At 66.4% G+C, this 23,467-nt stretch carries 22 protein-coding genes; 13 read left to right on the plus strand and 9 right to left on the minus strand.

Annotated elements, in window-relative coordinates:
- Window positions 1–30 precede the first annotated feature (30 nt).
- The 5 genes from fabI to ASG11_RS06390 all read right to left on the minus strand — a co-directional run bounded on the left by fabI (window position 31) and on the right by ASG11_RS06390 (window position 6,444).
- Window positions 31–834, minus strand: coding sequence for an enoyl-ACP reductase FabI (gene fabI, locus ASG11_RS06370; RefSeq protein WP_055776638.1), 804 nt, complete (start codon window positions 832–834; stop codon window positions 31–33).
- On the minus strand, window positions 831–1,796 hold the full coding sequence (locus ASG11_RS06375) for a YihY/virulence factor BrkB family protein (protein ID WP_082472631.1): 966 nt from the start codon (window positions 1,794–1,796) through the stop codon (window positions 831–833). The genes fabI and ASG11_RS06375 overlap by 4 nt, the downstream gene beginning before the upstream one ends.
- Before the next feature lie 20 nt (window positions 1,797–1,816).
- Window positions 1,817–2,752: a DnaJ C-terminal domain-containing protein gene (locus ASG11_RS06380; protein WP_055776647.1), complete on the minus strand. Its 936-nt coding sequence runs from the start codon at window positions 2,750–2,752 to the stop codon at window positions 1,817–1,819.
- A 196-nt stretch (window positions 2,753–2,948) separates the two neighbouring features.
- Window positions 2,949–3,827, minus strand: a complete 879-nt coding sequence (locus tag ASG11_RS06385) for a transglutaminase family protein (RefSeq protein WP_055776650.1) — start codon at window positions 3,825–3,827, stop codon at window positions 2,949–2,951.
- A gap of 133 nt (window positions 3,828–3,960) precedes the next feature.
- Complete coding sequence (locus ASG11_RS06390) at window positions 3,961–6,444, minus strand: circularly permuted type 2 ATP-grasp protein (RefSeq protein WP_055776653.1); 2,484 nt, start codon at window positions 6,442–6,444, stop codon at window positions 3,961–3,963.
- Window positions 6,445–6,797: 353 nt separating this feature from the next.
- Here ASG11_RS06390 and pdxH point away from each other — a divergent pair, with 353 nt between their 5' ends.
- The 3 genes from pdxH (at window position 6,798) to ASG11_RS06405 (ending at window position 9,198) form a co-directional block, all read left to right on the plus strand.
- A complete protein-coding gene (gene pdxH, locus ASG11_RS06395; protein WP_055776656.1) occupies window positions 6,798–7,382 on the plus strand; it encodes a pyridoxamine 5'-phosphate oxidase in 585 nt (194 codons plus the stop codon).
- Window positions 7,379–8,323, plus strand: coding sequence for a cation diffusion facilitator family transporter (locus ASG11_RS06400; RefSeq protein WP_055776659.1), 945 nt, complete (start codon window positions 7,379–7,381; stop codon window positions 8,321–8,323). The genes pdxH and ASG11_RS06400 overlap by 4 nt, the downstream gene beginning before the upstream one ends.
- A gap of 83 nt (window positions 8,324–8,406) precedes the next feature.
- A complete protein-coding gene (locus ASG11_RS06405) occupies window positions 8,407–9,198 on the plus strand; it encodes a PhzF family phenazine biosynthesis protein (protein WP_055776660.1) in 792 nt (263 codons plus the stop codon).
- Window positions 9,199–9,309: 111 nt separating this feature from the next.
- On the opposite strand, the gene mnmA is transcribed toward ASG11_RS06405, so the two are convergent.
- Window positions 9,310–10,419: a tRNA 2-thiouridine(34) synthase MnmA gene (mnmA, locus tag ASG11_RS06410; protein ID WP_055780421.1), complete on the minus strand. Its 1,110-nt coding sequence runs from the start codon at window positions 10,417–10,419 to the stop codon at window positions 9,310–9,312.
- A 132-nt stretch (window positions 10,420–10,551) separates the two neighbouring features.
- Between mnmA and ASG11_RS06415 the strand changes: the two genes are divergently transcribed.
- From ASG11_RS06415 to ASG11_RS06425, 3 genes are all read left to right on the plus strand, one after another.
- Window positions 10,552–10,779, plus strand: a complete 228-nt coding sequence (locus ASG11_RS06415; RefSeq protein WP_055776663.1) for a hypothetical protein — start codon at window positions 10,552–10,554, stop codon at window positions 10,777–10,779.
- A 118-nt stretch (window positions 10,780–10,897) separates the two neighbouring features.
- Complete coding sequence (sciP, locus tag ASG11_RS06420) at window positions 10,898–11,197, plus strand: CtrA inhibitor SciP (RefSeq protein WP_055776666.1); 300 nt, start codon at window positions 10,898–10,900, stop codon at window positions 11,195–11,197.
- Window positions 11,198–11,350: 153 nt separating this feature from the next.
- A complete protein-coding gene (locus ASG11_RS06425; RefSeq protein ID WP_055776669.1) occupies window positions 11,351–11,602 on the plus strand; it encodes a GlsB/YeaQ/YmgE family stress response membrane protein in 252 nt (83 codons plus the stop codon).
- Between the two features lie 66 nt (window positions 11,603–11,668).
- Here ASG11_RS06425 and ASG11_RS06430 read toward each other — a convergent pair whose 3' ends face one another.
- Complete coding sequence (locus tag ASG11_RS06430) at window positions 11,669–12,400, minus strand: SIMPL domain-containing protein (protein WP_055776672.1); 732 nt, start codon at window positions 12,398–12,400, stop codon at window positions 11,669–11,671.
- A 96-nt stretch (window positions 12,401–12,496) separates the two neighbouring features.
- Entirely contained in the window at window positions 12,497–12,757 is a 261-nt protein-coding gene (locus ASG11_RS06435; RefSeq protein ID WP_055776675.1) for a GlsB/YeaQ/YmgE family stress response membrane protein, read from the minus strand.
- Between the two features lie 281 nt (window positions 12,758–13,038).
- Between ASG11_RS06435 and ASG11_RS06440 the strand changes: the two genes are divergently transcribed.
- The 3 genes from ASG11_RS06440 to ASG11_RS06450 all read left to right on the plus strand — a co-directional run bounded on the left by ASG11_RS06440 (window position 13,039) and on the right by ASG11_RS06450 (window position 18,862).
- Window positions 13,039–14,211: an efflux RND transporter periplasmic adaptor subunit gene (locus ASG11_RS06440; RefSeq protein ID WP_055776677.1), complete on the plus strand. Its 1,173-nt coding sequence runs from the start codon at window positions 13,039–13,041 to the stop codon at window positions 14,209–14,211.
- Between the two features lie 5 nt (window positions 14,212–14,216).
- Window positions 14,217–17,363, plus strand: a complete 3,147-nt coding sequence (locus ASG11_RS06445; protein ID WP_055776680.1) for an efflux RND transporter permease subunit — start codon at window positions 14,217–14,219, stop codon at window positions 17,361–17,363.
- Window positions 17,364–17,656: 293 nt separating this feature from the next.
- Window positions 17,657–18,862, plus strand: a complete 1,206-nt coding sequence (locus ASG11_RS06450) for a DUF445 domain-containing protein (protein ID WP_156363781.1) — start codon at window positions 17,657–17,659, stop codon at window positions 18,860–18,862.
- 20 nt (window positions 18,863–18,882) lie between these two features.
- On the opposite strand, the gene ASG11_RS06455 is transcribed toward ASG11_RS06450, so the two are convergent.
- Complete coding sequence (locus ASG11_RS06455) at window positions 18,883–19,551, minus strand: HAD family hydrolase (RefSeq protein ID WP_055776686.1); 669 nt, start codon at window positions 19,549–19,551, stop codon at window positions 18,883–18,885.
- A 62-nt stretch (window positions 19,552–19,613) separates the two neighbouring features.
- On the opposite strand from ASG11_RS06455, the gene ASG11_RS06460 reads away from it, so the two are divergent.
- Genes ASG11_RS06460 through ASG11_RS06475 form a run of 4 tightly spaced genes read left to right on the plus strand, consistent with a single transcriptional unit; the run spans window position 19,614 to window position 23,111 of the window.
- Window positions 19,614–20,711: an ABC transporter permease gene (locus ASG11_RS06460; protein WP_055780424.1), complete on the plus strand. Its 1,098-nt coding sequence runs from the start codon at window positions 19,614–19,616 to the stop codon at window positions 20,709–20,711.
- Window positions 20,711–21,553 (plus strand): ABC transporter ATP-binding protein, encoded by an 843-nt coding sequence (locus tag ASG11_RS06465; protein WP_055776689.1) that lies wholly within the window; start codon window positions 20,711–20,713, stop codon window positions 21,551–21,553. Before ASG11_RS06460 ends, ASG11_RS06465 begins: the two co-directional genes overlap by 1 nt.
- Window positions 21,553–22,518, plus strand: a complete 966-nt coding sequence (locus ASG11_RS06470) for an MlaD family protein (protein WP_055776692.1) — start codon at window positions 21,553–21,555, stop codon at window positions 22,516–22,518. Before ASG11_RS06465 ends, ASG11_RS06470 begins: the two co-directional genes overlap by 1 nt.
- A gap of 11 nt (window positions 22,519–22,529) precedes the next feature.
- The gene (locus tag ASG11_RS06475) at window positions 22,530–23,111 is read left to right on the plus strand and encodes an ABC-type transport auxiliary lipoprotein family protein (RefSeq protein ID WP_055776695.1); all 582 of its coding nucleotides are present in this window, start codon (window positions 22,530–22,532) and stop codon (window positions 23,109–23,111) included.
- Window positions 23,112–23,467 lie beyond the last annotated feature (356 nt).

The following is a 23,467-nucleotide window of genomic DNA, read 5'->3' on the forward strand; positions in this document are numbered from 1 at the left end:
CCCCTCCCTCTCCCCCGAGGGGAGAGGGGTTTATACCAACGCGATATCCGGTGCGTCCTCGGCCTTCATGCCGATCACGTTGTAGCCGGCGTCGACATGGTGGGTCTCGCCGGTCACGCCGCTCGCCAGATCGCTGAGCAGATACAGGCCCGCCCCGCCGACATCCTCGATCGTCACGTTGCGCTTCAGCGGCGAGTTCAACTCGTTCCATTTCAGGATCAGGCGGAAATCGCCGATCCCGCTCGCCGCCAGCGTCTTGATCGGGCCGGCGGAAATCGCATTGACGCGAATGTTCTCGCGGCCGAGATCGACCGCCAGATATTGCACGCTGGTCTCCAGCGCCGCCTTGGCCACGCCCATCACGTTGTAATGCGGGATCACCTTTTCCGCGCCGTAATAGCTGAGCGTCAGCAACGATCCGCCATCCGGCATCATCTTCTGCGCGCGCTGCGCGACCGCGACGAACGAATAGACGCTGATATTCATCGTCATCAGGAAGTTGTCGAGGCTGGTATCGACATAGCCGCCACGCAGCTCGTTCTTGTCCGAAAAGCCGATCGCATGGACGACGAAGTCGATTGTCGGCCAGCGCTCCGCCAGCGTCGCGAAGCACGCATCGAGATCGGCCATGTCCGAGACGTCGCACGGGATCAGGAAGTCCTGCCCCAGTTGCGCCGCCAGCGGTCGTACGCGCTTTTCGAGCGCCTCGCCCTGGAAGCTGAACGCCAGTTCCGCGCCATGCTCGGCCAGCTTCTGCGCGATACCCCAGGCGAGCGACTTGTCGTTGGCGAGCCCCATGATCAGCCCGCGCTTGCCCTGCATCAATCCGTTCACGCCGTCGCCGCCTCCAAAGTCGCGTTCTTAGCCGGACCCTGTACGACGGGTTCGGGGGGTTCCGCCAGTGCCGCGTTCAAATGCGCGCCGAATACCAGGCCCAGCCCGACGAGATAGAAGAACAACAGCATCACCACGACACCCGCCAAGCTGCCATAGGTCAGATCGTAGCCGCCCAATTGCGACAAGACGAACGGCAGCAACGCGGTGATCGTCACCCACCAAGCGGTGGTGAACAGGGCACCCGGCCATTTCGGGCATTTCGACTTGCGATACTTGGACGGCGTCACCGAATAGAACAGCATGTAGAGCGCGCCGAACATCACGACGCCGGGAATCGCGCGGGAAATGCCGACCCACGCCGCCGCGTCCTTCGCGAACGGCAACAGGCGATAGATGAACTGCTCGGCGGCGGTCAGGAGGCCCTGGATCAAGAACGAGATCAACGCCAGGATCACCGACAGCACGATGGCGAGGCTGAGCCCGAGCCGCGCGCGCCAGATCGGCGCGGTGCTGACCGTCCCATAGGCCTTGCGGAAGATGTCGCGGATCGTCTCCACGAAACTCCCCACCGTCCAGAGGCCGACCAGCGCCCCCAGCCACAGCAGCGATCCCGTGCGCGCCGCCAGCACGTCGCTGATGGGTTTGCGCAACAGATCGCCGACATTGGGAGGCAGCACGTGGAGGAACGACGATACCGCGCGCTGGGTCTCGTCGTTCTGGCCGAACAGGGACAATACGGCGGCGGCGACGATGAAGAACGGAAAGACCGTCATCAACGTCAGATAGGCCAGATTGCCCGCATGCATGAAGCCTTCGGTATAGACGCCGATCGCGACACGCTTGAACGTGCGCCACGCATAAGCGAACGGCTTGGCGGCGGGCGGGGCGTCCTGCGGATCAACCCCCGCCTCGCCATGTTCGGCGCGATGTTCGGGCGAGGCAGGGGAAATGTCGTTCAATATACCGTCCTTTTCAGGACTCAGACGCCCAAGTTGCCGCGCGGGTTCCCCTTGTTTTCCCAGCCCTTGGCGAATTCGACCAGCGCATCGTCGCCGACCGGCAGGTCGACCATCAACGTCACCAGCTGATCGCCGCGCGTACCGTCCTTGCGGTGGAAACCGCGCCCGCGCAGGCGCAGCGTCTTGCCCGAGGTCGATCCGGCGGGGACGGTCAGATTCACCGCGCCCTCCACCGTCGGCACGCGCACGCTCGCGCCCAGCACCGCTTCGGACAGGCTGACCGGCAGGTCGAGCCGCACGTCGTCGCCGTCGCGGGTGAAGAAGCGGTGCGGCTGTACGGTGATCGTCACCATGCCGTCGCCATGGCCGCCGGGGCCTGCCTGGCCCTTGCCGGTCAGGCGCATCTGCATACCGTTCTCGAATCCGGCGGGCAGTTTCAGGTCGATCGTCTTGCCGTCGGCCAGCGTCACGCGCTGCGGCGCGAGCGTCGCGGCATCGGTGAAGGAGACGTTGAGTTTATAGCCGATATTCGCGCCCTTGGGCTGCGGCTGCTTGCGCCCGAAACCGCCGAATCCGCTGGAAAAACCACCGCCGCCGCGTTGCCCGCCGCCGAACAGGCCTTCGAACAGATCGCTGACATCGACGCCGTCGCCGCCGAAATTGCCGCCCTGGAAGCCACCCTGTCCGCCGCCGCCGCCACCGCCGCCCGCGCCGAAGCCGAACGGCGCGGCGGGGTTGCCCTCGCCGTCGATCTCGCCGCGATCGAAGCGCGCGCGCTTGTCTTTGTCGGTCAGCAGATCGTACGCATTGGTCGCCGCGCTGAAGCGCTCGGTCGCCTTGGGATTATCCTTGTTGCGGTCCGGATGCAGCTCCTTGGCCAGCTTGCGATACGCCTTCTTGATCTCGGCCTCGCTGGCGGTGCGTTCTAAGCCGAGCGTTTTATAGGGATCGGCCACGTGTTTCCTCTGGTGATTGGGTTCGCGCCTATTTGGGGGATCGCGAAGGCGAGTGCAAACCCCCCGACCGATAACCGTCATGCTGAACTTGTTTCAGCATCCATGCGCGGTCAGTTGACCCAATGACGATGTCCGTTTGGCGGAGGACCGCGCCTGGATCCTGAAACGAGTTCAGGATGACGGTGTCTTCTTATTGCTACCCCACCGGCGCGACGTCGACGCTGACGTCCATCTGCTGCGCGCCCGATCCCAGCACGATCCCGTCGATCGGCGCGATTTCGGCATAATCGCGGCCGATCGCCATCACGATATGGTCGCCCGCCATCCAGATGCCGTTGGTCGGATCGACGCCGACCCAGCCCAACTGCTCGCCGCACCACAACAACACCCAGGCATGCGTGGCGTCGGCACCGACCAGCCGTTCCTCGCCGGGCGGGGGAATCGTGCGGATATAGCCCGAGGCATAGGCCGCGGGCAGGCCGGCGGCACGCAGGCCGGTGATCATGATCTGCGCGAAATCCTGGCACACCCCGCCGCGCTTGACGAACGCGTCGTGCGGCTTGGTGTCGACCAGGGTCGCCTCGGTATCGAATTCGAACTCGTCCTGGATGCGCCGGGCGAGCGCGATCGCCGCCTCCAGGCACGGCCGGTCGGGCGCGAGATCGATCGCACACCAGTCGGCGATGTCGCGGTCGAGCGGGATCAGCGGGGAGGGGAACAGATAATAAGCCGGCCCGGCAGGCGAGGGGTCGCGGCTGGCGCGCGCCTGCGCGGCGATCTCGGCCAAGGTCGGATCGGTCGGGGCGGGGATCGGGATCAGCCGGTCAACGACGATGCGCGACACGCTTTCGATCACCAGATGCCGCACCGGCTCCTCGATCACCAGCCGCGTGACATTGGCCAGCCCAGCCTCCGCCCGCGCCGGTGCGGTGCGGCCCGAGGGCGAGATGGTCAGGCGATAATCCTCCAGGCTCTGGCCCGACCAGTGGATCGGCTTCAGTCGCAGGTTGCAGCGCGCGAAGTTGACGTTGTTGCCGTAATCGAACCGCGTGACGTGACGGATGTCGTAAATCATGCGCGCTGCCTCAAACCTGATCCGTCACCCCGGACTTGTTCCGGGGTCCACTGTTCCACAAGATCGGCGGCCGATTGGTTTGCTGCACGGTGGACCCCGGAACGAGTCCGGGGTGACGGCAAAGCGAAGAACATCACGCCAGCGTCATCCCCGCCGCGCGCAGCGGCTCCGCGCCCTGCAGGAAATACCGCCGCGCCACCGCGTTCGCCAGCGCACACAGGCGGCGCTCGATATCGCCCAGGATCTCCGCGTTCAGCCCCGCCGCCGTCGCGGTCGAGACGATCGCGACCAGCCCGGTCGCCTGCGCCTGTTGCGCCTCGTCCATGCCGTCATCCTCCAGCACCGGCAGCGCCTTCATATGCGCGCAGATCGCTTCGATCTGGAACGCCAGCGAGCGCGGATTGCCCGGGTCGAGCGCGACCAGATCGACCACCGGCACGCGGGCGATGCCGGTCAGGTAGCGTTGGCGATAGCTGATCTGGCTGTCGGCGAGGTCGAGCAGGGTGGACAGGTCGTCCGCGCTCGCACCCGCCAGCCCGAACGCCCATAGCGCGCGGGAAACGGCCAGCGCGCGTTCGATCCGCCGGCCGAGATCGTGGAAGCGCCACGATGCGGTGCGGCTCATATGCTCCGCCGACAGCCCCGACAGGGCGGCATAGCGGCGTTGCAGCGATCCGGCGCGGTCGAGCATGCCGCCGCGCGTCGGGTGCGGCGCATCCAGCAGTCGCACGACATCGGCGGACAGGCGATCGCGCGATCCCTGGCCGATGCTGCGCGCATGACGGTTGATCCCGCGCACGCTCTGCCATTCGCTGTCGGCATCCATCGCGGTGCGCGCGAACTGCGTCAGATCGGCGCGGCGCAGGCTCGGCGGGTGCGGCGCGCTGCCGGCATTGACCACCATCCCGACCAGCTTGCCGACCGTCGCCAGCCCCAGGGCCGCGCCCGCATCGGCGTCGATCGAATTGCCCAGCATCACGCGGATCACGTTCAGCAACGCCTCGCCGCGTTCGAGATAGCGCCCCAGCCAGAAGAAATTGTCCGCCACCCGGCTCGGCAGCGTGCCGGGGTTGCGGCGGATATGCACCGAATCGGTGGCGGGCAGCAGCGACACCGGCTCGACCGCATCGGCGCCGTGCACCACGACATCGGCCGACCACGCGCCTTCGCCCATCACGCTGGCGCGCGGATCGCTGTCGTCGCCGATCCGCGCGAACCCGCCGGGCAGCACGACCCACTGGCCTTGCCCGTCGCGCGCGGCGAACACGCGCAACGTGAAGGGGCGGGCGACCAAGGCATTCTCGGCGACGACCGGCATGGTCGACAGGCGCACGACCTCCTGCGCGACATAATCCTGCGGCCGGCGTTCGATATCCGCCAGCAACGCCGCGCGATCTTCGGGCGCGAGGTCGGCGCCGTGCACCGGACGACCGCCGGGCAGGCCCAGGGGCGCGACGCCGAACGCCGGGCCGATCAGCAAGGCGTCGAAATCCTCGATTACCCGCGCCCGCTCGGCGTCCTGCCCGCACCACCAGGTGGCGATATTGGGCAGGATCAGGTCGCGCCCGGTCAGCCGTGCGGCCAGCCGCGGCAGGAACGCCCCGAACGCCGCGCTCTCCAGCACGCCCGCGCCCGGCGCGTTGGAAATCACGACCTCGCCCGCGGCCATCGCGTCGATCAGGCCGGGTACGCCGATGCGCGAATGCGAATCGAACGCCAGCGGATCGAGCATGCGCGGATCGCTGCGATGCCAGATCGCGTCGATCCGCTTCAGCCCGCCGATCGTGCGGACGTACAATCGATCCTCCAGCACCGCGAGATCGTCGCCCTCGACCAGCAACAGCCCGAGATAGCGCGCGAGATGGGCCTGCTCGGCATAGCTGGCGGAATAGCGCCCCGGCGTCAGCAATCCGATGCGCGGCTCGACCCGGCGGCACGCGGCGGCCAACCCTTCTCGGAACGCGGCGAAGAACGGCGCGTGCCGCTCGACGTTCAGCCGCGATTGCAGGCCGCCCAGCGTCCGCGACACCGCCAGCCGGTTCTCCAGCGCATAACCGGCCCCGGCCGGCGCGCGCAGATGATCGCCGAGCACGCGCCACTCGCCGGTCGGCCCACGCCCGAGATCGACCGCGATGAAATGCAGATGATGCCCGCCCGGCGGGGTCAGTCCGACCATCGGGCGCAGGAAATACGGGCTGCCGCCGATCAATGCCGCCGGGATCAGCCCGCTTTCGACATGCCGCGCCTGATCGTAAAGATCGGCGAGCAGCGTCTCCATCAGCTCGGCACGCTGTTTCACGCCCGCGGCGATGTGCGACCAGGTTTCGCTGTCGATCAGCAACGGCACCGGCGATACCGGCCACGGCCGCTCGTCGCTCTCGCCGATGATGCGGAAGCCGGTGCCGATATCCTCGGCATGGCGCTGCGCCCGTTCGCGCGCATGGCCCAGATCGTCGCCCGCCACCGCCGCCAGTTCCTCGAAGGTCGCGGTCCAGGCGGGATCGTCCGGCCGGGCGCACAATACGTCGCCCTGCAGCGCCTGCTGGCAATAGTCGGCGATCCAGCGCTGCGCATGCACGCCCGAATCGAGCAGGGAAGGCGCGGGCATGGTGGCCATCAGCCCTGGATTGCTCCCGTATCCGCCATGTCGATGGTCCCGTTCCCCGCTTGGGCGCGGACTCGACCACAAACCTTTCGCGGGCGCAACACGCGACTTGTTCGGAAAGCGCCGATCGACGTTCGGCAATCGGAGTGCATTCGTCCTTCACGCATCGTCACCCCGGACTTGTTCCGGGGTCCACCAAGCGGCTTTGCTACGCACAATGAATGGAACGTAAAGGTTGCGGCACGGTGGACCCCGGAACAAGTCCAGGGTGACAAAGGAACCGTTGCTGCCAGCCCGGGCCATCGCCGGGGGATTGGATACGAGAGCAGGTTTCGTTTCGTCGCGACCTTCGCTACAGCGCGGGCATGGCCGACGATCCCTTTGCCCTGTTCGATGCCTGGTTCGCGGACGCGAAGCAGAGCGAGCCGAACGATCCCAACGCGATGGCATTGGCGACGGCGGATGAGGGCGGCAATCCGTCCGTTCGCATGGTCCTGCTGAAGGGACACGACGCGCGAGGTTTTGTTTTCTATACCAACCTCGAAAGCCGCAAGGCGAACAATCTGGCCGAAAATCAGCAAGTCGCCTTGTTGTTTCACTGGAAGTCACTGCGTCGCCAAATTCGCATCGAGGGGCACGTCGAACGCGTAACCGATCAGGAAGCAGACGCTTACTTCGCATCGCGCGGGCGAGATTCCCAGCTTGGCGCTTGGGCATCCGATCAATCGCGGCCCTTGCCGAGTCGGGACTTTTTCGAAACGCGCTTTGACGAAATGAAAACGCGCTTCGAGGGGGGTGACGTTCCGCGCCCGCCGCACTGGGGTGGATACCGCGTCGTTCCGCTCGATATCGAATTCTGGCAGGATCGCGCCCACCGCCTGCACGAACGGCGGATATTCCTTGCCCAGCAAAATGGAGTTTGGGCTGACATGGGCCTGCTCTACCCATGACCGACGAACAACGCCGCGCCATTCCCTTCGCCGTCCGCGCCGCGCTCGCCAGCGTGGGCATGGCGTGCTTCCTGCTGTTGCTGAAGGGCTATGCCGCCTGGGCGACCGGATCGGTGGCGATGCTCGGCTCGCTCGCCGATACCGGGCTCGATCTGCTCGCCAGCCTGGTGACGTTGTATGGCGTGAAGCTCGCGTCCGAGCCGGCCGATCACGATCACCGCTTCGGCCACGGCAAGGCCGAGGCGCTGGCGGCGTTGTTCCAGGTCGCGTTGATCACCGCCTCCGCCGTCGGCATCGCATGGCGCGCGATCCTGGCCTTCGGCGAGACCACGCCGACCCAAGGCGCGGATTTCGGCATCGGCGTGTCCTTGGTCGCGATCCTCGCGACGATCGTCCTGCTCGCCTATCAACGCCGCATCATCCGCCAGACCGGTTCGGTCGCGATCATGGCCGACAACGTGCACTACCAGTCGGACGTGTTGCTCAACGGATCGGTGATCCTGGCGCTGGTGCTCGATCAATATATCGGCATTCGCGGCGCCGATCCGGTAATGGGCATCGTCATCGCGTTGTGGTTGGCCTGGGGCGCGTTCCAGGCATCTTCCAACGCGATCGACCAGTTGATGGACAAGGAATGGCCCGAGGCGGAACGCGCGCGCTTCATCGAGGTCGCGGCGCGCCAGCCGGGGATCAAGGGCATCCACGATTTCCGCACGCGGCGCTCCGGCAGTCACGAATTCGCGCAATTCCACATGGAGGTCGGGCGCGACCTGACCGTCTATGCCGCGCACGATATCGTCGAGGGCGTGGAACGCGCGCTGCGCCGGGCCTATCCGAAGGTCGAGGTGCTGATCCATCTCGATCCGGAAGGGCATGTCGATACCGACAATCCGCTGGTCGAGGCGGATGTGACGCCGCATTGGTTCGGCAAGCGCCTGTAAGGCGCGTGGGGTTCGGCAAGCGCCCATAAGGCGCACGGGGTTCGGAAAGCGCCTGCAAGGCGCAAGGGGTTCGGAAAGCGCATATGAGAATACCGTTCGTTCAGATCGATGCGTTCGCCGACAAGACGTTCACCGGCAATCCGGCAGCGGTGATGCCGCTCGGGGCGTGGCTCGACGACGCGACGCTGCAGGCGATCGCGGTGGAGAACAATCTCAGCGAAACCGCTTTCCTGGTCGCGGCGAGCGATGACGAGGCCGATTTCGATCTGCGCTGGTTCACGCCGGGGGCCGAGGTCGCGCTGTGCGGTCATGCCACGCTGGCCAGCGGCCATTTCGTCTTGTCGTCCGATCCGACGCGCGATCGCGTCCGTTTCCGCACGCGGCAGGCCGGCATGCTCGAGGTCGCGCGCGATGGCGACGGCTATGCGCTCGCTCTGCCCGCCTGGGCCCCCGTGGCCAGGGACATGCCGGGCATCGTGTCCGCGCTGGGCGTCTCGGCCGTCGAGACGCTGTGGTATGACAAGGGCTATGCGCTGGTGATCGTGTCCAGCGAAGCCGAGGTTCGCGATATCCGGCCGGACCTGCGCGCGCTGGCGGCGGAAGGGCCGATCGTCGCGGTCGTCTCCGCGCCGGGTCGCGACACCGACGTGGTCAGCCGAGTCTTCACCCCGGCTTATGCGATCGACGAGGATCCGGTCACCGGATCGGCCCACGCTGTGATGGTGCCGTATTGGGCCAAGCGCCTAGGCCGCGACCGCTTCACGGCCTATCAGGCGAGCGCTCGGGGCGGGCATCTGACCTGCCGGCTGGACGGGGATCGCGTCGTGCTCGGCGGCACCTGCGTCACCGTGATCGAGGGCACGTTCTTCCTGTAAACCGCCGCGCCCCCTTCTCCGTTCGTCCTGAGCCTGTCGAAGGACGTGTCCCAAGCGCGCGCATGTTTGGGGTACATACTTCGACAACCGGAATGTGGCGCGCCGCAGCTCCTAGGCCGCGATGCGGGCGCGTTCGGTCTCCGCGATCCAGCCGCCGCCCATCACGCGCTCGCCGGAATAGAACACCGCCGCCTGCCCCGGCGACACGCCATATTCCGGCGCGTCGAACAGCAGGCGGCCCGACTCCAGCCGCGCCGACACCGGCTTGGCCATCGATCGCACCTTCACCGTCAGCGGACCAGACGTGTCGCCGCCGATCCAGTTGATCTCGGTCAGCCGTGCCGCATCCACCGCCAGCGCGGTGCGCGGGCCGACCACTACGCGGCGGCTCTCGGGTTCGAGGCGCACGACATATAGCGGCTCGGGCGTGCCGCCGATCTCCAGCCCGCGGCGCTGCCCGACCGTATAATTGACGATGCCGCGATGCGTGCCCAGCGCGCGGCCGCTCTCGTCGACGATCTCGCCGCCGGCATCCGCCTCTGGCCTGAGCTTGCGCACCAGATCGGCGTAATTGCCGTCGGGCACGAAGCAGATGTCCTGGCTGTCGGGCTTGGCCGCGACGCCCAGCCCCAGTTCCGCCGCCAATTCGCGCACCTTCGCCTTGGGCAGGGCGCCGAGGGGGAAGCGCAGATAGTCGAGCTGATCCTGCGTGGAGGCGAACAGGAAATAGCTCTGGTCGCGCGCCGGATCGATCGCGCGATGCAGTTCCGCCCCCTCGGCCCCGGCGACGCGGCGCACGTAATGGCCGGTCGCCAGGCAATCCGCGCCGAGATCGCGCGCCAAGCCGAACAGATCGGTGAATTTCGGACCCATGTTGCAGCGGACGCAGGGGATCGGGGTACGGCCGGCGAGATATTCGTCGGCGAACCCGTCGATCACCTGCGCGCGAAAGCTCGATTCGTGATCGTAGACGTAATGCGCGATGCCCAGCCGGTCGCACACCGCGCGCGCATCGCGGATGTCGCGGCCGGCGCAGCACGATCCGGCCCGGCCTACCGCCTCGCCATGATCGTAGAGCTGCAGCGTGATGCCGATCGTCTCGGCACCGGTCTGCGCGGCCAGCGCGGCGACCACCGACGAATCGACTCCGCCGGACATCGCCACCACGATGCGCTTGCCCCTGAGGTCGCCCCCGAGCTGAAAATCGCCGATTTCGGTCATCGCCGCCCACATAAGGCGCGAAGTGTCCCATTGCAAAACAGATGCTTTCCAAACAATTTTCGTCCGCTTTACCGGCCCTTCAGAGGTCGGCGGTATCAGGGGGCTCTGTTCGGTTGAATCGAAAGAGTGCGCTTGGACCTCAGTTTTTCCCGTTTCGAGTTCGACGCTCCCCTGACCGTGCTGCCGGCGGACCTGGCGGTGATGATGGTCGGGGTCGCGGCGCGCCAGGCGGCGAGCCCAACCGCACGCTCGCAGGCGGCGCTGCTCGGCTTCGAACGGGTGCGCGGTCTGTTCGCCCCGGTGCACGGCGCGTTCAACGCCGACGTCGCCGCCGCGCTCATACGTTGGAAACAAAGATGAAGCCGTTGTTTACCGAGCCGCTTTAGCCGGCGTTCAAATCCGGATGATAGCCACCGTTGCCTACAATGACGAACGCAGAAACGTTTCAGGGGGCCCCCCGCCCCGATACGAGGTTAGAATGATCGAGAACCAGAAAATCCGTCCGGCAAAAGTCATCGGCCCGCTCGGCGAGCCGCTGACGCTGGACAGCCTGCCGCCGCCCGAGACGACGCGTTGGGTCGTGCGGCGCAAGGCCGAGGTGGTCGCGGCGGTGAATGGCGGGCTGCTGTCGGTCGACGAGGTCTGCGATCGGTACAGCCTGACGGTCGAGGAATTCGCCGGCTGGCAGCGCGCGATCGATCGCTCCGGCATGCCGGGCCTGCGCGTGACTCGGATCCAGCATTATCGCTCGCTGTACGACCGTCAGCAGAAATACTGATATAACAGTAGGTTATTAAACGGCCCGCGTCCGATCCGGCGACGGGCCGTTCTATTTCGCCGGCAAAACAAACCGCTACCGGAACAAATTTACCGTCCTGCGAGTCTTCCTTCCCGTAGCCCGAACGGCGGGCGGATACAGAGGGAAGCGACAATGGGTATCATCATCTGGCTCATCATCGGTGGTATTTGCGGCTGGATCGCCAGCATGATCATGCGCACCGACGGGCAGCAGGGCATCATCCTGAACGTGGTCGTCGGCATCATCGGTTCGGTGATCGCGTCGTTCATCTTCGGCGCCGGCATCAACCAGGCGATCACCGTGATGACGTTCATCTATTCGTTGATCGGCGCGATCATTCTACTCGCGATCGTCAACCTCGTGCGTCGCGGCAGCGTACGCTGAGTTAAGACCCCTGTAACAGGGTCGGAAGAGGAGGGCCGTCCGGGCGACCGGGCGGCCCTTTCTTCGTCATTTCAGCAGGAAGCGGACGTTCAGCGTCACCGTCACGTCGGTCTCGCCGGAGGCGATCTGGGTCGGCGGCGCGGCGTCGGCGGACATCTTGAGCATGCGGAACTGCGGCATCGGCGGCTGGTTGCCGGCATTCTCGCCGCCCTCGCCGATCGAGACGATCCGCGCCACGCTCATCCCGGCGGCCCTGGCATACAGTTCGGCGCGGGCGCGCGCCGCCTTCACGGCTTCGGTGCGCGCTTCGTCCAGCGCCGCGTCGGGATTGTCGAGCGACAGGCTCGGCCCGTCGATCTGGTTCGCCCCCTCCTTCACCAGCGCATCCAGGATCGCACCCGATTTGGCGATGTCGCGGAAGCGCACCGATACGGTGTTGCTCGCCTGATAGCCGGTGATCACCGGCGGCACGTTGTTCTCGTAGCGATATTGCGGTGCGAGCGACACGTTGGCGGTGGCGATGTCGCGCGGGGCGACGCCGGCCTTCTTCAGCGCGGCGAGCACGCGGGCCATGCGCGTGGCGTTGTCGGACAGCGCGGCGGCAGCGGTAGCGCTCTGCGTCACCACGCCCGATCGGATCGTCGCCACGTCGGGCACGCGCGTGGTGCGGCCGGTGGCCGAAACGTCCAGCACCGTGCCGCTTGCCGGGATCATCGGTTCCACGGTGGTGACGGTTTGGGCGGAAGCACCGGCCAGAGGCACGGCGACGAGGACCAGCGCGGTCGCGAGCAACTTCATTTCGAACTCCTGTCGTGGGAAAGCCGGTCGGCCTTCTGCCACCGGCCATGCCGAAGCGCCAAACAATGAAAGCTGAACGAGATCGTCGTGCGCGGTTCAGCGTCCCCGCCGCGTCAGCACCATGCGATAGAGCGCGAGCAACACCACCGCGCCGGCGGTCGCCGCGGCATAGTTGCGCCAGCCGCCGCCGATCTCCCAGCCCATCGACTGCGCGACGAACCCGGCGAGCAGCGCACCCGCTATGCCGATGACGATGGTGACCACGATCCCGCCGGGATCGCGACCGGGCATGATGAGCTTACCGAGAATGCCCGCGACCAGGCCGATCGCCAGCCAGCCCAGAATGCTGTGCTCCATGTCCGCAATCCCGTTCCATGCTCGATTGTAGGCGACACACCGTCTACGCCGCCGCCGGGGATTGCAACCGTTTCTTCGACGTAACGATATCGGCCGCCGGGCGGTTCGCCTTGCGGTTGACGGCCGGAAAGGGCATTGGCGCGCTACCTTCGCGCGGGGGCGGGCAGGATCATCGTTGGTCAGGGGCGAAAAGAGGCCCTTGAGGCCGGTGAGTTATTTCGATAATACAGCTGGAAGAGACCGGCGCGAACGCTGGGTGAGGGCATCGGGAAGTGGCAGGGATGAAGTACGAAACCGCGACGTTCGACAATGACGGACGCTTGGCGATCGAAGGCGATGCGCGCCCGAATCGCCGGTGGTGGATCATCGGGATCGTCGCCGCCATGCTGGCGATCGGTGTGGCCTATTTCGGCTTCAAGCACAGCGCCAAGCCGACCGCGGTCGCCGCCAAGAAGGAAGAATTGCCCAACGTCTCGATCGTGGTGCCGGGCAGCAAGATCGTGCCGCGCGTCGTCTCCGCGACCGGATCGCTGGCGGCGCGTCGCGAAATGCCGGTGGGCGTCGCGGGCGAGGGCGGGATGGTGACGCGCGTGCTGGTCGAACCCGGCCAGTGGGTGCAGTCCGGCCAGGTGCTGGCGCAGGTCGATCGCTCGGTCCAGTCGCAGACCGCGGCAAGCCTCGCGGCCCAGATCAACGTTGCCCGCTCCGACGCGGCGATCGCGCAGTCGGAGCTGAAGCGCGCGGAGTCGCTGGTCGATCGCGGCTTCATCTCGAAGGCGGATCTGGAGCGCAAGGCGGCGACGCGCGATGCGGCGCTGGCGCGCGTCAACGTCGCGCAGGCAACGCTCGGCGAACAGCGCGCCCGCAACGGCCGGCTCGATATCCGCGCACCGGCGGCGGGCCTGATCCTGACGCGCAGCGTGGAGCCGGGCCAGATCGTCAGTTCGGGATCGGGCACGTTGTTCCGCATGGCCAAGGGTGGCGAGATGGAGATGCGCGCGGCCCTGTCCGAGGCTGATCTCGCCGGCCTGCCGGTCGGCGTCGCCGCCAGCGTCACCCCGGTCGGCGCGTCGCAGAGCTTCAAGGGGCAGGTGTGGCAGGTGTCCCCGGTGATCGACCCGACCACGCGACAGGGTATCGCCCGCATCGCTCTGTCCTACGATCCCGGTCTGCGGCCCGGCGGCTTCGCGGCGGCGCAGATCACCAGCGGCGGCGCGCGCGCGCCGCAACTGCCCAATTCGGCGATTCAGAGCGACGCGGCGGGCAATTACGTTTATGTCCTCGACGCGCAGGATCGCGTGGTGCGGCGTCAGATCACGCTGGGTGGCGTGTCCGACGAGGGCGTCATGGTCGCCAGCGGCCTGAGCGGTACGGAACGGGTGGTGCTGTCGGCAGGCGCCTTCCTCAGCCCCGGTCAGAAGGTGAAGCCGATCCTCAAGAACGCGCAAGGCTGAACCCGATGAGCTTCCGCAACATCTCCGCCTGGTCGATCCGGAACCCGATCCCCTCGATCGTGCTGTTCGTCATGCTCACCGTGGCGGGGCTGGTCAGCTTCATGCGGATGGACGTCAACAACCAGCCGGATATCGATTTCCCGGTCGTGGTGGTGGAAATCAGCCAGCCGGGCGCCGCGCCGACCGAACTGGAAAACCAGATCACGCAGAAGGTCGAGTCGGCGGTCCGCAGCCTGCAGGGCATCGACGAGATCGATTCGACCGTGCAGGAAGGCCATACCACCACCGTCATCCAGCTGGCGCTCGGCACGCCGATCGACCGCGCGGTCGAGGACGTGCGTTCGGCGATCCAGCAGATCCGCAGCGATCTGCCGGACGGCATTCTCGAGCCGCAGGTCATGCGCGCCAACACCACCGGCCAGGATCTCGCCAGCTATGCCGCGATCTCGACCGACATGACGGTCGAACAGCTCAGCTGGTACATCGACAATACCGTCGCCAAGGAACTGCTCAGCGTGCAGGGCATGGCCGGCGTCGATCGCAACGGCGGCGTCGATCGCGAGATCCGCGTGATCCTCGATCCGCTCAAGCTGCAGGCGCAGGGCATCACCGCCAGCGCGGTCAACCAGCAATTGCGCCAGGTCAATCTGAACGCGGCCGGCGGGCGGGCCGAGATCGGCGGGTCGGAGGAATCGGTGCGCGTGCTCGGCAATGCCCGGACCGCCTATGCGCTGGGGCAGACGCAGATCACGGTCGGCGGCGGCCGCACCGTGCGGCTCGACGATCTCGGTCAGGTGCGCGATCTGTATGCCGAACAGCGCTCCGCCTCGCAGCTCGACGGGCGTCAGGTGCTGAGCTTCGATTTCCAGCGCGCCAAGGGCGGCTCGGACGTCACGGTGTTCAAGGAAGCGCAGAAGAAGCTGGCGGCGCTGGAGAAGCGCAACCCGCAAGTGCATTTCCAGATGATCAGCAACAGCGTCAAATATACCGAGGCGCAATACCATTCGGCGATGGAGGCGATGGTCGAGGGCGCATTGCTCGCGGTCGTCGTGGTGTTCCTGTTCCTGCGCGACTGGCGCTCGACGATCATCTCCGCGCTGGCCATTCCGCTGTCGGCGATCCCGACCTTCTGGTTCATGGATCTGCTTGGGTTCACGCTCAACAACATGACGTTGATGGCCCTGAGCCTGGTGGCGGGCGTGCTGGTCGACGACGCGATCGTCGAGATCGAGAACATCGTCCGCCACATGCGCATGGGCAAGAGTGCGTATCAGGCGTCGATCGACGCGGCGGACGAGATCGGCCTCGCCGTGCTCGCCACCACCATGTCGATCGTCGCGGTGTTCCTGCCGGTCGGGCTGATGCCGGGCGTGTCGGGTGAATTCTTCAAGAATTTCGGCCTGACGGTGGTCGTCTCGGTGCTGCTCAGTCTCGCGGTCGCGCGTCTGATCACGCCGATGATCGCGGCCTATTTCCTGAAGGCCAAGGGTCAGGCGTCGCATGGCGAAGGCTGGCTAATGGACGTCTATATCAAGACGCTGCGCTGGACGCTCCGGCATCGCTGGTCGGCGGTGGTCGCCGGCGTGGTGGCGTTCACGATGACGATCGCGCTGATGATCGGCCTGCCCAAGACGTTCAACCCGGATCGCGATCTCGATTCGTCGACCGCGCTCGTCACGATGGTGCCTGGCACCACCCTGGCCGAGACCCAGGTGGTGGTGAACCGCGTGGCCGACCTGTTCCGTCGCCAACCCGATGTCGATCACGTCTATTCCCGCGCCTTCGTCGGCAACGGCCGCGTGACGGCGATGTACAAGAAGCCGAAATCGCTCACCAGCAGCCAGTTCGAACGGCAGTTGGCGCCGCAACTGGCGACGATTCCCGACGCGCGCGTGTCGTTCCGCGCGCAGGGTGGCTGGGGCAACAACGCCCGACAATTGTCGATCGTGCTCGGCGGCGACGATCCCAAGCAACTGACCCAGACCGCGCTCAAGCTGGTCGGCGAGATGGCCAAGGTGCCGGGGCTGATCGCACCGCGCATCGAAGGCGATCTGTTGCGGCCGGAGATCGTCATCACGCCGCACATGGATCTGGCGGCCAGCATGGGCGTCACCACCCAGGCCCTGTCCTCGGCGATCCGCATCGCGACGCTGGGAGACATCGATCAGAACAGCGCCAAGTTCTCGTTGAGCGATCGTCAGGTGCCGATCCGCGTGGCGCTCGATCAGAGTTCGCGCCAGCGCATGTCGACGATCCAGAATCTGCCGGTCGCGACTCAGAGCGGGGCCTCGGTGCCGCTCAGCCTCGTCGCGACGATCGGCTTCGGCGCCGGACCGACGCAGATCGAACGCGTCGCGCAGAAGCGCCAGTTGACGATCGGCACCGATCTCGCCCCCGGTCTGGTCAGCGGCACGGCGCAGAAGCTGATCCACGATCTGCCGACGATGAAGAACTTGCCGATCGGTGTCGGCGAACTCGTCGTCGGGTCGGACAAGTGGCAGGCGGAGATGATCACCAATTTCGCCGTCGCCCTCGGCGCGGGCTGCTTCCTGGTCTTCGCGGTGCTGGTGCTGCTCTATCGCCGCGTGCTGCCGCCTCTGGTCAACATGGGATCGCTGCTGCTCGCGCCGCTGGGCGGTCTGATCGGCCTGCTGATCACCGGCATCCCGATGTCGATGCCGGTCTATATCGGCATCATCATGCTGTTCGGCATCGTCGCCAAGAACTCGATCCTGCTGATCGATTTCGCGCTGGAGGAATTGCAGAAGGGCGTGCCGTTGTTCGACGCGATCATCGATGCCGGGCACAAGCGCGCGCAGCCGATCGTGATGACGACGGTGGCGATGGTCGCCGGCATGCTGCCGACCGCGCTGGCGTTGAACGGCGATGGCTCGGCGCGCGTGCCGATGGGCATCATGGTGATCGGCGGCCTGTCGCTCTCGACGCTGCTGACCCTACTGATCGTGCCCGCCAGCTTCAGCCTCGCGGCCAGCATCGAGGTGTGGATCGGGCCGAAGCTGCGGCGCTCGCTGCTGACCTATCAGCCGGGCGACGACGGCCTGCCGGTGATCGACCACGATCCGAAGGCGCAACTGCCCGGCGCCCCGCCACGCCTGGGCAAGGGCGGCGACGAACCCCAGCCGGCGGAGTAAGGGGGGCGGGTGAGCTACTCGCGCCCTGTTCACCCTGCACAACCCTCTTACCGTTCGTCCTGAGCCTGTCGAAGGGCGTGTTCTTGGCACGTCCTTCGACAGGCTCAGGACGAACGGACGTAGTGCGCACAGATTCGCACGCAGTCCGATAATCGCGCAAACACGCATCGCCACTTGAACATTCCCGGCTTTCGGGGATTGTTTCACCCATGAAGCTGTTCGCCCGTGCGCCCCATCGGTATCTGGGCCGATCTTCGGGTCAGTCGGAGGCCCCGCCGCCGGGCCTCAGGCGCATGCGGATCGTCGCGACCGGGCTGCTGGTGGCGATGGCGATCCTGTTCCTCGTCAGTCGCGCGCTCGATACCGGGCATCCGGTGTTCGGCTTCGTCCGCGCGTTCGCCGAGGCGGCGATGGTCGGTGGCCTGGCCGACTGGTTCGCGGTGACCGCTCTATTCCGCCACCCGCTCGGCCTGCCGATCCCGCACACGGCGATCATCCCGCGCAACAAGGATCGCATCGGCGACACGCTCGCCACCTTCCTGCGCGACAATTTCCTCACCCCCGTAGTGATCTCGCGGCGGATGCGGCGGATGGACATGGCGGGGATCGCCGGGGCATGGCTGGCCAATCCCGGCGTGGCGAGCCAGCGCCTGACGCGCGGCGCATCGCGCATCGCGGTCGAAATATTGCAATCGCTCGATCAGGATCGGCTCGGCGGCATGGTGCGCGGCGCGATGGTCAAGCAGGTGCGCGATCTCGATCTCGCGCCGTTATTGGGCCAGGCGCTGGGGGCGGCGATCGCCGACAAGCGCCATCTGCCGATCCTGGCCGGCATCGTGCGCTGGGCCGGGCAGATCCTCGAGGCGAACGAACATCTGGTGCGGGCGATGGTGCACGACCGCGCCGGATCGATCATGCGCTGGACCGGGCTGGACGAGACGCTGTCGAACAAGATCATCGACGGTCTAAACGGCCTACTCCGTGACATGGCTGAGGATGACGCCCATCCGCTGCGCGACAAGGCGGAGGAAGGGCTGGCACAGCTCGCGCACGACCTCCAGCACTCGCCCGAAATGCGCGCCCGCGTCGATGCGCTGAAGCTGGCGATGCTCGACAATCCGGCGATGCAGACCTGGATCAACGGCCTGTGGGAACAGGCGCGCACCGCCATGCTGCGCATCGCGCAGAATCCGGAAAAGATGCTGGCGGGCAAGGCCGGCGACGCGTTGCGCCAATTGGGCGAGACGCTGCAGAACGATCCCCGCCTGCGCGCGACGCTCAACCGCTACGTGCGCCGCGCGGTCGTCGGCACGGCGGCGGACTATGGCGACGGCATCGTCCGTCTGGTGTCGGAAACCGTGCGCAGCTGGGATGCCGACACGATCACCACCCGGCTGGAAAACGCCGTGGGCAAGGATCTGCAATATATCCGCGTCAACGGCACTTTGGTCGGCGGGCTCGTCGGCCTGGTGATCCACACGGTGGACGTGGTTTTGTGAGCATCGCCCGATCGGGACGATCATCCCTCCCAGTCGAGAATCGTCCAGCCCTTGATCGCGGCCAGCGCGCGAAGCGGCGGATGCGGGTTCACCGCGAACGCATCGTCCGCCCAGGCCAGCGTCGGCGCGTCCGACACGTGATCGCTGTAGAAGCGGATTTCGGCATCCGCGCGCGCGATGCCCTGTTCGGCCATCCAATCCTCGATCATGCGCAATTTGGCCGGGCCGTAGCAATTCTCGCCGAAGATCCCGGCGCGCACCGCGCCGTCGCCGCCATCCTTGGACAGGGTCGCGATCACCGCGTCGAAGCCCAGTCGTTCGGCGATCGCGGTGACGTAGAAACGGTAGGACGCGGTCGCCATGACCAGTCGGTAGCCCGCCGCGCGATCGGCCGCGATGCGCTCCCGCGCGCCGTCGTACAACCGCACGCGCCCGGCGAAGCGCTCGGCGGCGGCGGCGGTCGCGGCGGCACTCATGGTTCGGCCGAGCAGCAGGCGTTGCGCGACCTGCTTCAGCCGCGCGCGATCGATCACCTTCACGCCATAGGCCGCGCTCGCCAGCCCGACCAGCGGCAGGAACGCCAGCCGCCACGGCGCCTGTCGCCGCGCCGCGCCGATCACGAATCCACCCCAGGTGGCCTTCACCGTGATCGTCTTGTCCATATCGTAGATGGCGAGCTTGTGTGTCATTCTGGTGCCTTACGCGCCAACCCGCTTGCCGTTCCAGCGCGATTGCAGCAATGAACGAGCCGATGAGTCAAACCGCCACCTTCGACCCGGAACAGGATACCCTGCGATTCTCCGGGTTCCTGACGCTGGCGCGGATCGGCGACCTCGCCGAACGGCTGCGCGCCTATGACGGAAAGGTCACGAAGCTGGACCTGTCGGGCGTCGATCGCATCGACACCGTCGGGGCCTGGATCGTGCAGCGCTTCGCCGCCGAACACGATGCCGAGATCGCTGGGCTGAACGAAGACAGCCAGCATCTGCTGACGCAGGTGCAGAATGCCGACCAGCCGGTCGAGATGCGGCCGGCGCACGTCGGCGGCTTCTCCCGCGTGCTCGGCGAAGTCGGCGATGCGACGACGACCGCGTTCAAGACGCTGTACGGCCTGCTCGGCTTCCTCGGCGCGACGGTGCTGGCGTTCGGGCATCTGCTGCGCAATCCGCGCAGTTTCCGCTTCAACGCGACGGTGCAGCGCTTCGAGGTGGTCGGCGTATCCGCGCTCGGCATCATCGGGTTGATGAGCTTCCTGATCGGCATCGTCATCGCACAGCAGGGCGCGGTGCAGTTGCGCCAGTTCGGTGCGGAGGTGTTCACGATCAACCTGGTCGGGCGGCTGACGCTGCGCGAACTGGGCGTGCTGATGACCGCGATCATGGTCGCCGGGCGCTCCGGATCGGCCTTCGCCGCGCAGCTCGGCACGATGAAGCTGACCGAGGAGATCGACGCGATGCGCACGATCGGCGTGTCGCCGATGGAGGCGTTGGTCGTGCCGCGCACGCTGGCGGTGGTGATGATGATGCCGCTGCTCGCTTTCTATTCCTCGCTGATCGCGATCATCGGCGGCGGATTGCTGTGCTGGGTCTCGCTCGGCATCCCGCCGGTGACGTTCATCCAGCGCATTCGCGAGGTCGTGCCGATCACCGATCTGTTCATCTGCCTGGTCAAGGCGCCGGTGTTCGGCGCGATCATCGCCATCGCCGGCTGTTTCCAGGGCATGATGGTCGAATCCGATTCGGAACAGGTCGGCATCCGCACCACCGCCGCGGTCGTGCAGGCGATCTTCCTGGTCATCGTGCTCGACGCGTTCTTCGCGATGTTCTTCACCTGGGTCGGGTGGGTGTGATGGCGAAGCAGGACGAAAACGTCATCGTCGTGAAGGGGCTGAAGAACGGCTTCGGCGACCAGATCGTGCATGACGGGCTGAACCTTGAGGTGAAGCGCGGCGAGATCTTCGGCGTGGTCGGAGGCTCCGGTACCGGCAAGTCGGTGCTGATGCGCTCGATCATCGGGCTGCAGACGCCGATCGAGGGCGACATCACCGTGTTCGGCGAGGAGATGATCGATCGCGAGGACACCGACGCGATCGACGTGCGCAAGCGCTGGGGCGTGCTGTTCCAGGGCGGCGCATTGTTCTCCACGCTGACCGTGGCCGAGAACGTTCAGGTGCCGCTGCGCGAATTCTATCCCGATCTGGATCCGGCGCTGATCGACGAGATCGCCGCCTACAAGGTCGTGATGTCGGGCCTCCCCGCCGATGCCGGCCCCAAATTTCCCGCCGAACTTTCGGGCGGCATGAAGAAGCGTGCGGGCCTCGCTCGGGCGCTGGCGATGGATCCGGAACTGCTGTTCCTCGACGAGCCGACCGCCGGCCTCGATCCGATCGGCGCGGCGGCGTTCGACGAACTGACCAAGTCGATGCAGAAGACGCTCGGCCTCACCGTGTTCCTGATCACGCACGATCTGGACACATTGTACGCCATTTGTGATCGTATCGCGGTGCTGGCGGACAAGAAGGTGATCGGCGTGGGGACGATTCCGGAGCTTCTCGCGTTGGATCATCCGTGGATCCAGGAATATTTCAACGGGCCGCGTGGCCGCGCCGCGACGGCGTCGGTCGAACGGGCGGCGGAATTGCGCGAAGCGGCGCCGGACGAAGCTGCCGGTGCAAGAGGGACTGAAGGCTGATGGAAACGCGTTCGAACCATGTGCTGGTCGGTGCCGTCGTGCTGATCCTTCTCGCCGTGCTGGCGCTGTTCACCGTGTGGATCGCGCGCCTGAACGGGACGAGCGAGAAGGAGTATGACATCTTCTTCAAGCAATCGGTCGATGGGCTGGCCACGGGATCGGTCGTCACCTTTTCCGGCGTGCCGCTGGGCCAGGTGAAGGAGATCGCCTTGTGGAAACGTGATCCGCAGTTCGTGCGCGTGCGCATCACGGTCAAGGACGAAACCCCGGTGCTGGAAGGCACGACCGCGGGCGTGCAGGGCAGCTTCACCGGCACCAGCACGATCCAGTTGGACGGTGCCAAGAAGGGCGCGCCGCCGATCGCCTGCCCCGCCGAGAATACCGAGACCGCCTGCCCGTACGGCGTACCGGTGATCCCGACCAAGTCGATCGGCTTCGGCGCGCTGCTCAGTTCCGCGCCGCAATTGCTGGAACGCCTGTCGACGCTCACCGAGCGGCTGACCGACATGCTGTCCGATCGCAACCAGAATTCGATCGCCGGCATCCTGGCCAACACCAACCGCCTGACCAGCGCGCTGGCCGATCGCGGGCCTGAAATCGCCGCCACCTTGGCCGAAACCCGGGTGGCGATCCAGAAGGCGGGCACGGCGGCGGAGCAGATCGGGCAACTGGCCGGCACGACCAACACGATGCTGTCCGAGGACGTCCGCCCGGCCGCGGCGAACCTCAACAAGGCGGTCGCCAGTGCGCAGAAGAGCATGGAATCGCTGAACGCGGCGATCGGCGACGCTCGGCCTGGTCTCCAGGCGTTCAGCAAGCAGACGATCCCGGAAGTGGGGCAATTGGTTCGCGACCTGCGCGTGATGTCCTCCGCGCTCACCTCGGTCGCGGAGAAGATCGATCAGGGCGGGGCAGGGGCATTGGTCGGTTCGCCCAAGCTGCCCGATTACAAGCCCAAAAAGTGAGGCGCGTGACCATGAAGAAGACGCTCATCCTGCTCGCCGCCTTGCCGCTCAGCGCGTGCATCAGCTTCGGGGCCAAGCCGCCGCCCTCGCTGCTGACGCTGCAATCCGCGCAGAGCGTGCCCGCTGGCGAGACGCGCAGTTCGGCCAATGCGGCGACGATCACCATCGCCGTGCCGTCGGTGTCGCAGGCGCTGGCGACGACACGCGTGCCGGTGCAGTCGACCGGCACGTCGCTGGCCTATGTCAAGGACGCGCAATGGGTCGAGCTGCCCGCCCGCCTGTTCGCGCGGATGACCGCCGATACGGTGGCCGCGAAGACCGGCCGGGTCGTGCTGAGCACCGCGCAGAGCTTCTCCGATCCCGGCGCACGCCTATCCGGCGAATTGCGCAACTTCGGGCTGGACGGATCGACCAGCGAGGCGGTCGTGACGTTCGACGCGGCGCTGATCCGCACCACCGGTGAGGTGGTCGAGAAACGCCGCTTCGAGGCACGCGTGCCCGTCACCGCGATCGATGCCGGCAACGCCGCGCGCGGGATCAACCAGGCCGCCAATCAGGTCGCCGGCGAGGTCGCGGACTGGGTGGGGAAGTAAGCCGTCGATCGGCTCTGAACATAGCTCGTCGTTCCCGCGAAGGCGGGAAACCATGCTGGCTGGATGCCGTGAGCCACGCGGAGTGTGGCGACGATAGATCCCCGCCTGCGCGGGAATGACGGATTCTTGAGCATCGGCAGCTGCCTCTGTCCTACAGGCGCGCCATCCGCCATACTCTAAGCGCTGTTTCCAATCGTCGGCCTTTTCTGCAAACCGCGTCCCTGCGCGACGACCCCGATACCGTGTGACTTTGTGTGAACTTCGCCTGTCAGATTGGCAGCGGAATTCCCACCGAACGGCCAATCGATCACGTCCTTGGCCAGCACGAAAAAGGCCCGCCTCCTCACCGGAGACGG

This window comes from Sphingomonas sp. Leaf357, assembly GCF_001423845.1.
Lineage (GTDB): Bacteria > Pseudomonadota > Alphaproteobacteria > Sphingomonadales > Sphingomonadaceae > Sphingomonas.